At 54.7% G+C, this 13,665-nt stretch carries 12 protein-coding genes; 10 read left to right on the forward strand and 2 right to left on the reverse strand.

Translation table 11 applies throughout. From position 1 onward, the window contains the following. The first annotated feature begins 63 nt into the window (after window positions 1–63). Window positions 64–1,110 carry a protease SohB gene (gene sohB / locus KCG39_RS02875; protein WP_032741869.1) on the forward strand — a complete coding sequence of 349 codons (1,047 nt, stop codon included), beginning with the start codon at window positions 64–66 and terminating at the stop codon, window positions 1,108–1,110. A 56-nt stretch (window positions 1,111–1,166) separates the two neighbouring features. Here the strand turns inward: sohB and KCG39_RS02880 are convergent, their stop codons facing one another. Then, window positions 1,167–1,418, reverse strand: a complete 252-nt coding sequence (locus KCG39_RS02880) for a YciN family protein (protein WP_004101388.1) — start codon at window positions 1,416–1,418, stop codon at window positions 1,167–1,169. A 410-nt stretch (window positions 1,419–1,828) separates the two neighbouring features. Between KCG39_RS02880 and topA the strand changes: the two genes are divergently transcribed. From topA to acnA, 4 genes are all read left to right on the forward strand, one after another. Then, window positions 1,829–4,426, forward strand: a complete 2,598-nt coding sequence (topA, locus tag KCG39_RS02885; protein ID WP_049112416.1) for a type I DNA topoisomerase — start codon at window positions 1,829–1,831, stop codon at window positions 4,424–4,426. A 331-nt stretch (window positions 4,427–4,757) separates the two neighbouring features. Continuing rightward, window positions 4,758–5,732: an HTH-type transcriptional regulator CysB gene (cysB, locus tag KCG39_RS02890; protein ID WP_004121248.1), complete on the forward strand. Its 975-nt coding sequence runs from the start codon at window positions 4,758–4,760 to the stop codon at window positions 5,730–5,732. Between the two features lie 246 nt (window positions 5,733–5,978). After that, window positions 5,979–6,146 (forward strand): YmiA family putative membrane protein, encoded by a 168-nt coding sequence (locus KCG39_RS02895; protein WP_004121247.1) that lies wholly within the window; start codon window positions 5,979–5,981, stop codon window positions 6,144–6,146. Between the two features lie 395 nt (window positions 6,147–6,541). Continuing rightward, window positions 6,542–9,214, forward strand: coding sequence for an aconitate hydratase AcnA (gene acnA, locus KCG39_RS02900; RefSeq protein WP_142467677.1), 2,673 nt, complete (start codon window positions 6,542–6,544; stop codon window positions 9,212–9,214). A gap of 57 nt (window positions 9,215–9,271) precedes the next feature. Here acnA and ribA read toward each other — a convergent pair whose 3' ends face one another. After that, entirely contained in the window at window positions 9,272–9,862 is a 591-nt protein-coding gene (gene ribA / locus KCG39_RS02905) for a GTP cyclohydrolase II (protein WP_004121245.1), read from the reverse strand. 161 nt (window positions 9,863–10,023) lie between these two features. On the opposite strand from ribA, the gene pgpB reads away from it, so the two are divergent. The 5 genes from pgpB to yciH all read left to right on the forward strand — a co-directional run bounded on the left by pgpB (window position 10,024) and on the right by yciH (window position 13,664). Continuing rightward, window positions 10,024–10,791 carry a phosphatidylglycerophosphatase B gene (pgpB, locus tag KCG39_RS02910; protein ID WP_087829252.1) on the forward strand — a complete coding sequence of 256 codons (768 nt, stop codon included), beginning with the start codon at window positions 10,024–10,026 and terminating at the stop codon, window positions 10,789–10,791. 135 nt (window positions 10,792–10,926) lie between these two features. Beyond that, window positions 10,927–11,235, forward strand: coding sequence for a LapA family protein (locus tag KCG39_RS02915; RefSeq protein WP_014229014.1), 309 nt, complete (start codon window positions 10,927–10,929; stop codon window positions 11,233–11,235). 6 nt (window positions 11,236–11,241) lie between these two features. Continuing rightward, window positions 11,242–12,411: a lipopolysaccharide assembly protein LapB gene (gene lapB, locus KCG39_RS02920; protein WP_004121242.1), complete on the forward strand. Its 1,170-nt coding sequence runs from the start codon at window positions 11,242–11,244 to the stop codon at window positions 12,409–12,411. Window positions 12,412–12,600: 189 nt separating this feature from the next. Next, the gene (gene pyrF / locus KCG39_RS02925) at window positions 12,601–13,338 is read left to right on the forward strand and encodes an orotidine-5'-phosphate decarboxylase (RefSeq protein WP_087829251.1); all 738 of its coding nucleotides are present in this window, start codon (window positions 12,601–12,603) and stop codon (window positions 13,336–13,338) included. Continuing rightward, window positions 13,338–13,664 (forward strand): stress response translation initiation inhibitor YciH, encoded by a 327-nt coding sequence (gene yciH / locus KCG39_RS02930; protein ID WP_004121238.1) that lies wholly within the window; start codon window positions 13,338–13,340, stop codon window positions 13,662–13,664. The genes pyrF and yciH overlap by 1 nt, the downstream gene beginning before the upstream one ends. The last annotated feature ends 1 nt before the right edge of the window (window position 13,665 follow it).

Consider the following 13,665-nt stretch of genomic DNA (forward strand, 5'->3'; position numbering starts at 1 on the left):
ACTTCTCGCCGATGGCTGATGTACACTGTGCGCCAACGTCAGCGGTTTACACAAGGTGAAAACGTGGAATTACTTGCTCAATATGGCCTGTTTTTGGCCAAAATCGCGACCATCGTTGTCGCAATTGCGGTTATCGTCGCCATTATTGTTAACCTGACTCAGCGCAAAAAACAGCGCGGCGAGCTGCGGGTAACCAATCTTAGCGAGCAATATAAGGAGATGAAGGAAGAGCTGGCGGCTTCATTGCTCGATGGGCCGCAGCAGAAGCTGTGGCATAAAGCGCAAAAGAAAAAGCTTAAGCAGGAAGCAAAAGCGGCAAAGGCGCGGGCAAAGCTGGGAACTCCCGAGCCGGACGCGAAACCGCGCGCCTGGGTGCTGGATTTTAAAGGCAGCATGGATGCCCACGAAGTCAGCAGCCTGCGCGAAGAGATCACCGCCGTTCTGGCGGCGGCAAAAGCGCGCGACCAGGTGGTGATTCGCCTTGAAAGCCCCGGCGGCGTGGTCCACGGCTACGGCCTTGCCGCTTCGCAGCTGCAGCGTCTGCGCGACAAACAGATCCCGTTAACGGTCGCGGTAGATAAAGTTGCGGCCAGCGGCGGCTATATGATGGCCTGCGTGGCGAACAGAATCGTCAGTGCACCGTTCGCTATCCTTGGCTCTATTGGCGTTGTGGCGCAGATCCCCAACATCAATCGTTTCCTGAAGAACAAGGACATCGACATTGAGCTACATACGGCCGGGCAGTACAAACGTACCCTGACGATGCTGGGCGAAAATACCGAAGAAGGGCGGCAGAAATTCCGCGAAGATCTGAACGATACCCACCGACTCTTCAAAGACTTTGTCCACCGGATGCGCCCTGGTCTGGATATCGAGCAGGTAGCGACGGGTGAACACTGGTATGGCGTTCAGGCGCTGGAAAAAGGCCTTGTTGACGCGGTGGAAACCAGCGATGAACTTCTGCTGGGCCTGATGGACAAGCATGAGGTTATCAGCGTGCGCTACCAGCAGCGTAAGAAAATGCTCGACCGGTTTACCGGCAGTGCGGCGGAAAGCGCCGATAAACTGCTGCTGCGCTGGTGGCAGCGTGGGCAAAAGCCGCTAATGTAAACAAAACAACGCGAGGCACCGGCCTCGCGTTGTCGTATTGGCCCTGCGCGCAGCGGTTAATCCGCCAGGTGATACTTATCAGACAGCTCGTGCGCGAGATATTTAAACATATTGAATACCGCCGTACTCTTCGCCGTTGGCAGTCCCTGTTCATCAAGATAAAACTCGCCGCTGAACACCAGCACGCCGTTACGCTGAACGACGTCGGTGGCCTCGATCCCGGCTAACGTATCTTCATGTTCGCGAATGAGTTTGTTGGCTTTTTCCAGAAGCGTCTGGCGATCGATGGGTTGGGTTGTACCTTGCATAAATGCCTCCTGTGATTCTTCGCGGCTAGTCTACGCCGCGCGACGACAAGGGGCAAATTTTCCATGGATCTTACAGGGGTAATCGCAGGAGCTTAATAAACATCAGTTTAGTGGCGGGATTTGCTTTTGCATGCTAATAAAGTTGCGTAACGAATTTTATCAGGTACAGTGTGACGCTTTCAGCGATCTGGCAACAGATTTGCTTGACATTCGGCCAAAAATTATTCGTGCTATGTCGCCTGGCAAGAAAAAGCCAGCAAACTCAGCTATCTGGTTTTATGGAAGTGAAACCGGTGCAAAGGGTTGATATCCATCGATAACGACGCAACATAGGTTGTGACGTGTCGCCAGTGGATGGTGAATCAATGTGCGATGTATTCCTGGATGAATCAAATTAGGTAAAGGTGAATATGGGTAAAGCTCTCGTTATCGTTGAGTCCCCGGCAAAAGCCAAAACGATCAATAAGTATCTGGGTAATGACTACGTGGTTAAGTCCAGCGTCGGTCATATCCGCGATTTGCCGACCAGTGGCTCAGCTTCCAAAAAGAGCGCCGACTCTACCTCCACCAAAGGGGCTAAAAAGCCTAAGAAGGATGAACGCGGCGCTCTGGTCAACCGTATGGGCGTGGACCCATGGCATGACTGGGATGCGCACTACGAAATACTTCCGGGTAAAGAAAAGGTTGTTTCCGAACTCAAACAGTTGGCGGAAAAAGCTGACCACATCTATCTCGCAACCGACCTTGACCGCGAAGGGGAGGCCATCGCATGGCACCTGCGGGAAGTTATCGGCGGTGATGAACAGCGCTATAGCCGCGTAGTGTTCAATGAGATCACTAAGAATGCTATCCGTCAGGCTTTCGAAAAGCCGGGCGAACTGAATATTGACCGTGTTAACGCTCAGCAGGCGCGCCGTTTTATGGATCGCGTGGTGGGTTACATGGTGTCTCCACTGCTGTGGAAAAAAATTGCCCGTGGTCTGTCCGCAGGCCGCGTCCAGTCGGTTGCCGTACGTCTGGTGGTTGAACGCGAGCGTGAGATTAAGGCGTTTGTTCCGGAAGAGTACTGGGAAGTTGACGCCAGCACCACGACGCCAGGCGGCGATGCGTTACCGCTGCAGGTGACTCACAGCGGCGATAAGCCGTTCCGTCCGGTGAGCCGTGAAGAGACCATGGCAGCGGTTGCGCTGCTTGAGAAAGCCAGCTACAGCGTGCTGGAGCGTGAAGACAAGCCGACCAGCAGCAAGCCAGGCGCGCCGTTTATCACCTCCACGCTCCAGCAGGCCGCCAGTACGCGTCTTGGCTTCGGCGTGAAGAAAACCATGATGATGGCGCAGCGTCTCTACGAAGCGGGGCATATTACCTATATGCGTACCGATTCCACGAACCTGAGCCAGGACGCGCTGAATATGGTGCGCGGCTATATTGGCGATAACTTCGGTAAGAAATATCTGCCGGAAAGCGCTAATCAGTATGCCAGCAAAGAAAACTCTCAGGAAGCGCACGAAGCGATTCGTCCTTCCGACGTCAACGTGCTGGCCGAAACGTTAAAAGATATGGAATCTGATGCGCAGAAACTGTATCAGCTGATCTGGCGCCAGTTTGTCGCCTGTCAGATGACGCCAGCGCAGTACGACTCCACCACCCTGACGGTGAAAGCCGGCGATTTCAAACTGAAAGCCCGCGGGCGTACGCTGCGCTTTGACGGCTGGACCAAAGTGATGCCAGCCCTGCGTAAAGGCGATGAAGATCGTACTTTACCGCTGGTCAACAAGGGCGAAAGCCTGAGCCTGGTCGAACTGACGCCCGCACAGCACTTTACCAAGCCGCCGGCGCGTTTTAGCGAAGCCTCGCTGGTTAAAGAGCTGGAAAAACGCGGCATCGGCCGTCCGTCCACCTATGCGTCGATCATTTCGACCATTCAGGACCGCGGCTATGTGCGGGTAGAAAACCGTCGTTTTTATGCGGAAAAAATGGGCGAGATCGTCACCGATCGTCTGGAAGAGAACTTCCGCGATCTGATGAACTACGATTTCACCGCGCAGATGGAGGACCGTCTCGATCAGGTGGCCAACCATCAGGCCGAATGGAAACAGGTTCTCGATAACTTCTTCGGAGACTTCACCTCGCAGCTGCAAACGGCGGAGAAAGATCCGGAAGAGGGCGGCATGCAGCCGAACCCCATGGTCCTGACCACCATCGACTGCCCAACCTGCGGGCGCAAGATGGGGATCCGTACCGCCAGCACCGGCGTATTCCTTGGCTGTTCGGGTTATGCGCTGTCGCCAAAAGAGCGCTGCAAAACCACCATAAACCTGGTGCCGGAAAACGAAGTGCTTAACGTGCTGGAAGGCGATGACGCTGAAACCAACGCGCTGCGCGCCAAACGCCGCTGTAAAAAATGCGGCACGGCGATGGACAGCTACCTCATCGATCCGAAGCGCAAGCTGCACGTCTGCGGTAATAACCCGACCTGCGATGGCTACGAGATTGAAGAGGGCGAGTTCCGCATTAAGGGCTATGACGGTCCGATCGTTGAGTGTGAAAAATGTGGTTCTGAAATGCACCTGAAGATGGGGCGTTTTGGTAAGTATATGGCCTGCACCAACGACGAGTGTAAAAACACCCGTAAGATCCTGCGTAACGGAGAAGTGGCGCCGCCGAAAGAAGATCCTGTGCCGCTGCCGGAGCTGCCGTGTGAGAAATCGGACGCCTACTTTGTTCTGCGCGATGGCGCGGCGGGCGTTTTCCTGGCCGCGAACACCTTCCCGAAATCGCGCGAAACCCGGGCGCCGCTGGTGGAAGAGCTGTACCGCTTCCGCGACCGCCTGGCAGAAAAGCTGCGCTATCTGGCCGATGCGCCGCAGCAGGATCCGGAAGGCAACAAAACGATGGTGCGTTTTAGCCGTAAAACTAAGCAGCAGTACGTTGCGTCAGAGAAAGACGGTAAAGCCACCGGCTGGTCAGCTTTCTATATTGACGGCAAATGGACTGAAGCGAAGAAGTAACTGCTTTAACCGGATAAAAGGGCCGCGCCGCGGCCCTTTTTTAACACCGCATGTTGCTGATATCCAAGATTTTATACTGTATCCTCTCTCGCCTTATAACCGACTTATTATTTTTTGTTAGTATCTATACACTGTAGATATAAATGATATAGTGGTTATAGCTAATCTCTTTTTTATTATCTTATCGTCTTGTACATCTTCGTCTTCAGGATACGTTGTGGCGCCGACACGGCGAGTCGCAGGTATGGGCGGGGCAACCCACCCGACAGCAAGTGACCTGAGCGTAAAATGTATTAAGCGGGTTTATTTTACGTGCTATCGGATATCAGCCATGAAACTACAGCAGCTCCGCTATATCGTTGAGGTTGTTAACCATAATCTGAACGTCTCCTCGACTGCCGAAGGCCTGTACACCTCACAGCCGGGCATCAGCAAGCAGGTTCGCATGCTGGAGGATGAGCTGGGAATTCAGATTTTCGCCCGCAGCGGCAAACATCTCACGCAGGTCACTCCCGCAGGTCAGGAGATCATACGCATCGCTCGCGAGGTCTTATCGAAGGTCGATGCGATCAAGTCGGTGGCGGGGGAGCATACCTGGCCAGACAAGGGCTCACTGTACGTTGCCACCACCCACACTCAGGCCCGTTATGCGCTACCGGGCGTTATCAAAGGTTTTATCGAACGCTATCCCCGCGTCTCCTTGCACATGCATCAGGGGTCGCCAACGCAAATCGCCGAGGCGGTGTCGAAAGGCAATGCTGACTTCGCTATCGCGACCGAAGCGCTTCATCTTTATGATGATTTGGTGATGCTGCCGTGCTACCACTGGAACCGCTCCGTGGTCGTCACGCCAGAGCACCCGCTGGCTTCGCGCGAGTCAGTATCGATTGAGGAGCTGGCGCAGTATCCGCTGGTGACTTACACCTTCGGCTTCACCGGTCGTTCCGAGCTGGATACCGCCTTTAATCGCGCCGGCTTGACGCCGCGCATCGTTTTCACCGCCACCGACGCCGATGTGATTAAAACCTACGTGCGTCTGGGTCTTGGGGTAGGGGTGATTGCCAGTATGGCGGTGGATCCGGTTTCCGACCCGGATCTGGTCAAACTCGACGCCAACGGTATCTTCAGCCATAGCACCACAAAAATAGGTTTCCGACGCAGTACCTTCTTGCGAAGCTATATGTATGATTTTATTCAACGATTTGCTCCGCATCTGACCCGGGATGTGGTCGATACCGCCGTCGCTTTGCGCTCAAATGAAGATATCGAAGCGATGTTCAAAGATATTAAATTACCGGAAAAATAACCGTAGAAAAAATAATGGCATCCTTACGGGGATGCCAAAACCTATAATGGCCTGAAATGGAATATCTAAACCTCGTCTGAATCACAATTTTCGTTAACTCCTCGTACCACATTTGCAAATATACCTGCCGCGATCAAATTAATGATGAAAGATATCTTCTGAAAAGCGAATTCACTGGATTAATAGTCCATCCATAATTAAGATTTATCTGTGGTTAGTAATTCTTAGCGATTGGTGGTGAAAAAAATGATTAGTGATATCGATTATATGAAGTTTGCGATGTCACAGGAACGTGACAAGACCGAGATAGATCCGGTTTTGAGAAGTAAGGCCTGGAGCGCCGTTATCCTTGGGCTTGCGATGTTCTGGAGCGTCATTGCTCTGGTTGTCTGCAACGTTTGGTTACTAAGCTAGAGCACCTTCCAGTCACAGTGGTTGTGTCAGTTTTATGACAAGTGAATTATTGAGAATTATTTCTATCTGATAAAATAGCGGTAATAAGGAGGATATAATTTTTCCCTTTTTAGACTCGCTCGATAAATTTTCTCTATTGGACTAATCGCCAGAATAATGGCGATTAGTCTTTCTTTGTACTCATGTACTAATACGCCACGGTCGCCGACGTAAACCTGACTTCTTCAATCCTTCTCAATATATCTGCCCGCATTATTCAAATTTCCTGTCTTAATGCGTTACGCCTATTTTAGCAATTTGGGTTGTTATCAAAATGTTACATCAAAGATGTGTTATCTTTAATAATGACCCTGAGGAGGATCAGGGGATGCTATCCCTAAGGTAAAGGAGGAGCTATGTCGTCAACCCTACGAGCAGCCAGCAAGGATACGCTTCAGGTTAAAGATAAAACCTGGCATTACTACAGCTTACCGCTGGCCGCCAAACAACTGGGCGATCTCTCGCGCTTGCCCAAATCACTCAAAGTGCTACTGGAAAACCTACTGCGCTGGCAAGACGGCGATTCAGTGACCGCCGAAGATATTCATGCCCTGGCCGGATGGCTGAAGCATGCTCATGCCGACAGGGAGATTGCCTACCGTCCGGCGCGCGTCCTCATGCAGGACTTTACCGGGGTCCCCGCCGTGGTGGACCTGGCGGCGATGCGCGAGGCGGTCAAACGCCTGGGCGGGGACACCGCCAAAGTGAACCCGCTTTCGCCCGTCGACCTGGTGATTGACCATTCGGTCACCGTCGACCGCTTTGGCGACGATGATGCTTTTGAAGAGAACGTCCGTCTGGAGATGAAGCGCAACCATGAGCGCTACGTCTTTTTGCGCTGGGGGCAGCAGGCATTCAGCCGCTTCAGCGTAGTACCGCCGGGTACCGGTATTTGCCACCAGGTAAACCTCGAATACCTTGGCCGGGCAGTGTGGAGCGAACAGCAAAACGGCGAGTGGGTGGCTTTTCCCGACACACTTGTCGGCACCGACTCGCACACAACGATGATTAACGGTTTAGGCGTTCTGGGTTGGGGCGTCGGCGGTATCGAAGCGGAAGCCGCCATGCTCGGGCAGCCGGTTTCCATGCTGATCCCAGACGTTGTTGGCTTCAAGCTGAGCGGCAAGCTGCGTGAAGGTATTACCGCGACGGACCTGGTCCTGACGGTCACCCAAATGCTGCGTAAACACGGCGTTGTGGGTAAATTTGTTGAATTCTACGGCGATGGCCTCGATTCTCTGCCGCTGGCGGACCGCGCGACTATCGCCAATATGTCGCCGGAGTATGGCGCGACCTGCGGCTTCTTTCCGATCGATGCCGTTACGCTTGACTATATGCGCCTTACCGGGCGCAGCGAAGAGCAGGTGGCGCTGGTGGAAGCCTATGCGAAAGCGCAGGGCATGTGGCGTCAGCCCGGAGATGAGCCGGTATTCACCAGCACCCTGGCGTTGGATATGGGAACCGTCGAAGCGAGCCTGGCCGGACCGAAGCGCCCGCAGGACCGCGTAGCGCTCGGCGATGTCCCTCAGGCCTTTGCCGCCAGCACCGAGCTGGAAGTCAACCACGCGCAGAAAGATAAACGGCCAATTGACTACACCCTGAACGGACAGCAGTATTCGCTGCCTGACGGGGCGGTAGTGATTGCCGCTATTACCTCCTGTACTAACACGTCAAACCCCAGCGTCCTGATGGCCGCCGGCTTGCTGGCCAAAAAAGCCGTTGAGCGGGGTCTGAAACCGCAGCCGTGGGTTAAAGCGTCGCTGGCTCCCGGGTCGAAGGTCGTTTCCGACTATCTGGCCCACGCAAAGCTGACGCCCTATCTGGATGAACTGGGCTTCAATCTGGTCGGTTATGGCTGTACCACCTGTATCGGTAACTCTGGACCGCTGCCGGACCCGATCGAGCGCGCCATCAAGCAGGGCGATCTGACCGTCGGGGCGGTGCTCTCCGGGAACCGCAACTTTGAAGGACGTATTCATCCGCTGGTAAAAACCAACTGGCTAGCTTCGCCGCCGCTGGTGGTCGCCTACGCTCTGGCGGGGAATATGAATCTCGACCTGACACGTGAGCCGTTAGGGACGGGTAAAGATGGTCAGCCGGTGTATCTGAAGGATATCTGGCCGAGCGGAATCGAAGTCGCGCAGGCGGTTGAGCAAGTCTCAACGGAGATGTTCCGTAAAGAGTACGCCGAAGTGTTTGAAGGGACCGCCGAGTGGAAGGCGATAAAAGTGGATCGCTCTGATACCTACGACTGGCAGGATGATTCCACCTATATTCGCCTGTCGCCATTCTTTGATGAAATGGGCGTTGAACCTAAACCGGTAGAGGATATCCACGGCGCGCGCATTCTCGCCATGTTGGGCGACTCGGTTACCACCGATCATATCTCCCCGGCGGGCAGTATTAAAGCCGATAGCCCCGCGGGCCGTTATCTGCAAAATCACGGCGTCGAACGCATTGATTTTAACTCCTACGGCTCCCGTCGCGGCAACCATGAGGTAATGATGCGCGGAACGTTTGCCAATATTCGTATTCGTAACGAAATGGTCCCCGGCGTGGAAGGGGGGATGACCCGACATCTTCCAGATAGCCAACCTATCGCTATTTACGATGCCGCGATGCTCTACAAAGCAGAGGGCACGCCGCTAGCGGTGATCGCAGGCAAAGAGTACGGTTCCGGCTCCAGCCGCGACTGGGCGGCTAAAGGACCGCGTTTGCTCGGCGTCAGGGTGGTGATTGCCGAGTCTTTCGAGCGTATCCACCGCTCCAACCTGATTGGCATGGGGATCTTACCGCTGGAATTCCCGCAGGGGGTGACGCGTAAAACGCTGGGACTGAGCGGCGAGGAGCGGATAGATATCAGCAACCTGCAGGCTCTGCAGCCCGGTATGACGGTGCCGGTCACGCTGACCCGCGCGGATGGTCGGCAGGAAGTGATTGATTGCCGCTGCCGTATCGATACCGCGACTGAGCTGACCTACTATCAGAACGACGGTATTTTGCACTATGTGATCCGCAATATGCTCTAAACCCGCGTCTGATATAAAAAGGGCCAGCATAGGCTGGCCCTTCATTTTTCTACAGCATTACTTACTCAGCAGGTGCCCCATTTTGGCAGCCTTAGTATCCAGATAGTGGGCATTTTTCGGGTTGCGTCCCACGATTAGCGGCACGCGTTCCACAATGTTAATTCCCGCTTCAGTCAGAATTTCGACCTTCTTCGGGTTGTTGGTCAACAGGCGTACCTGGTCGACGTTCAGCAGCTTAAACATATCTGCGCACAGCGTGAAGTCGCGTTCATCTGCGGCGAAACCCAGCTGATGGTTGGCTTCCACGGTATCATAGCCTTGATCCTGTAACGCGTAGGCGCGGATTTTATTCAGCAGGCCGATATTGCGCCCTTCCTGACGGTGGTAGAGCAGAATGCCGCGCCCCTCTTCGGCAATATGCGACAACGCCGCTTCCAGTTGAAATCCGCAATCACAGCGCAGGCTAAAAAGGGCGTCGCCCGTTAAACACTCAGAGTGTACGCGAGCCAGAACCGGGGATTGCCCCGAAATATCGCCAAATACCAGCGCGACGTGATCCTGCCCGGTTGCCAGTTCTTCAAAACCCACCATGAGAAAATCGCCCCATGGGGTTGGCAGTTTGGCTTCTGCCACACGTTTAAGCTGCATGTGATTCTCCAGATTCTATCAGCACCTGACTGTGCTTCTGTTTGCCGCTATTTTGCCACAATGGCGCGACGTTCTCCTAATTGCGTACGGTCACCTGCGCGCAAAGCGCACAAACGAACTACTTTCCGTTATGATATTGAGGTCAATGAAAAGGAGACGAGATGCTGTTGATTGCCAGACGAACCGCCGTTGGCGCGGCCCTGTTATTAATCATGCCTGCTGTGATCTGGATTACCGGCTGGAAATGGCATCCGGGGCTGTCGGCAGGGGCGATGAAGCTGCTGTACTGGATAACTGAAACGGTGACGCAACCCTGGGGGATCATCACGCACGTTATCCTGTGTGCCTGGTTTCTGTGGTGCCTGCGTTTTCGTCTGCGAGCGGCGATAGTGCTGTTTCTTATTCTGGGCGCAGCGATACTTGTTGGGCAGGGGATGAAGTCGTGGCTCAAAGACCGCGTACAGGAGCCTCGTCCCTTTGTCATCTGGCTGGAACAGACGCGGCAGGTGCCAGTCACGCAATTCTACGCGTTGAAACGCAAAGATCGCGCTAAACTGGTGCATGAACAGCTGGCGCAAGAGCAGCAGATTCCTAAATTTTTGCGTAAGCACTGGCAAAAAGAAACCGGCTTCGCTTTCCCTTCTGGCCATACGATGTTTGCCGCTAGCTGGGCATTGCTCGGCGTGGGCTTACTGTGGCCGCGTCGTCGCTGGGTCACCATTGCGCTGCTGCTGACGTGGGCGACGGCGGTAATGGGAAGCCGCCTGGCGCTGGGCATGCATTGGCCGCAGGACCTGATCGTCGCGACGCTGATTTCCTGGCTGCTGGTGACCCTGGCGACCTGGCTTGCCCAGCGGTTCTGCGGGCCGCTATCGCCGCCGGGAGAAGAGGCGCAGGATATTAAAAAAAGGGCGGCCGCGCCGGAATAATGTTGATATTAGCCGTATCAGGCCGCATATCCTTAACGGGTGTCATGCATTTCCATTTCACCGCTGCGGCGAAAATGATACTTTATAGGGCTGAACGCGGGATCTTTTCGCGCAACCCACAGAACGGGAAGTCATGTGAAATATTTTCTTATTTTCTTATTGGTGTTAGCTATCTTCGTCATTTCAGTGACGCTGGGCGCGCAGAATGACCAGGTGGTCACGTTCAACTATCTCCTCGCGCAGGGTGAGTTCCGTATTTCGACGCTGCTGGCCGTGCTTTTTGCCGCTGGTTTTGCTATCGGCTGGCTGATCTGCGGCCTTTTCTGGTTGCGCGTTCGCGTCTCTCTGGCGCGCGCCGAGCGTAAAATTAAACGTCTGGAGCACCAGATCGCGCCAGCCAGCGCAACGCCTGCCGAAGCTGGCGTTCCTGCGGTGAAGGAATAATCATTTATGCTGGAGTTGTTGTTTCTGCTTTTGCCCGTGGCCGCAGCCTATGGCTGGTATATGGGGCGCAGAAGTGCACAACAGTCCAAACAGGACGATGCGAGCCGTCTGTCGCGTGACTACGTTACAGGGGTTAACTTTCTGCTGAGCAATCAGCAGGATAAAGCCGTCGATCTGTTCCTCGATATGCTGAAAGAGGATACCGGCACCGTCGAAGCCCACCTTACGTTGGGCAATCTGTTCCGCTCGCGCGGTGAGGTTGACCGCGCGATTCGCATCCATCAGAGCTTAATGGAAAGCGCCTCGTTAACCTACGACCAGCGCCTGCTGGCCGTGCAGCAGCTGGGGCGAGATTATATGGCCGCCGGGCTTTATGACCGGGCTGAAGGGATGTTTAAACAACTGGTGGACGAGACGGATTTTCGCCTGAGCGCGCTACAGCAGCTGCTGCAAATTTATCAGGCGACCAGCGACTGGCAGTCGGCGATAGAAGTGGCCGAACGTCTGGTTAAGCTGGGGAAAGATAAACATCGCGGTGAAATCGCCAATTTCTGGTGTGAACTGGCGCTACAGCAAATGGCGGGCAACGATCTCGACAAAGCGATGGCGCTGCTGAGGAAGGGCGCCGCCGCGGACCGCAATAGCGCTCGCGTTTCCATCATGATGGGCCGAGTCTGGATGGAAAAGGGCGACTATGCGAAAGCCGTAGAGAGCCTTGAGCGAGTGATTGAGCAGGATAAAGAGCTGGTGGGCGAAACCCTGGAAATGCTGCAAACCTGTTACCAGCAGTTGGGTAAAACCGACGAATGGGAAGCCTTTTTACGCCGCTGCGCAGAGGAAAACACCGGCGCGACAGCCGACCTGATGCTGGCGCAGATCCTTGAACAGCGGGAAGGTGCCGAGTCCGCGCAAAACTACGTGACTCGCCAGCTGGAGCGACATCCAACGATGCGCGTGTTCCATAAGCTCATCGACTACCATATCAATGAAGCCGAAGAGGGGCGCGCGAAGGAGAGCCTGGGCGTTCTGCGCCATATGGTGGGCGAGCAGGTCCGCAGCAAACCGCGCTACCGCTGCCAGAAATGTGGTTTTACCGCCCATACGCTGTACTGGCACTGTCCGTCCTGCCGGTCGTGGTCATCGATTAAGCCTATTCGCGGACTGGACGGGCAATAAATTAAAAAAAACGCACTTTAGTTACAACATACTTAAAGGTTTTTTACGTCATATCCTCCGGCTTCGGCGCCCCCGTCGTCCGGCAGGAAGCGAAATGCAGCCTGTTATTTTCGGCTTATCGCAGGTAGAATGCTGCCCGTTTACCTTTTTTGCGCCAAACCGGCGCTCATCAACAATTAAGGTCCGGTCATGACGTCTACTGCTACATCTTCTTCCCGCGTTGTCACATCCTCTCCCATCGTCGTTGCTCTAGATTATGATAACCGTGATAAAGCGCTGGCATTTGTCGACCGTATCGACCCGCGCGACTGCCGCCTGAAGGTGGGCAAAGAGATGTTTACCCTGCTGGGGCCGCAGTTTGTTCGTGACCTGCACCAGCGCGGTTTTGAGGTTTTCCTCGATCTGAAGTTCCACGATATCCCGAATACCACGGCGCGTGCTGTCGCCGCTGCGGCAGAGCTGGGCGTCTGGATGGTCAACGTTCATGCCTCCGGCGGCGCGCGTATGATGACCGCTGCACGTGAAGCCCTGCAACCATTCGGAAAAGAGGCGCCGCTGCTGATTGCGGTCACGGTATTAACCAGCATGGAAGCCAGCGATCTGCAGGATCTGGGCATTACGCTTTCTCCGGCTGACTACGCCGCGAAGCTGGCGGCGCTGACCCAGCGCTGCGGGTTGGATGGTGTAGTCTGCTCGGCGCAGGAAGCGGTTCGCTTTAAGCAAGAGCTGGGCCAGGCGTTCAGGCTGGTGACGCCGGGCATTCGTCCGCAAGGTAGCGATGCGGGTGACCAGCGGCGCATTATGACGCCGGAACAGGCACAGGCGGCGGGCGTAGATTACATGGTGATTGGTCGTCCGGTAACGCAGTCTGCCGATCCTGCCGCCACCCTGCGCGGCATTAACGCATCGTTGAACAAGGGGGTATGATGAGCGATTCCAACAGCCGTCTGGTGTATTCAACGGACCGCGGCCGTATTGATGAACCCAAACCGGCACAAGCGCGCCCGAAAGGGGACGGTATCGTACGTATTCAGCGGCAGACCAGCGGGCGTAAGGGTAAGGGCGTGTGCCTGATTAGCGGTATTGATGAAAGTGACGACGCGCTGACGAAACTCGCTGCCGAGCTGAAAAAGAAATGCGGCTGCGGCGGAGCGGTTAAGGATGGCGTGATTGAGATTCAGGGCGATAAGCGTGACTTGCTCAAATTGCTTCTCGAAGCCAAAGGCATGAAAGTTAAGCTGGCAGGCGGTTAAT

The organism is Klebsiella pasteurii (genome assembly GCF_018139045.1).
Taxonomy (GTDB): Bacteria; Pseudomonadota; Gammaproteobacteria; order Enterobacterales; family Enterobacteriaceae; genus Klebsiella; species Klebsiella grimontii.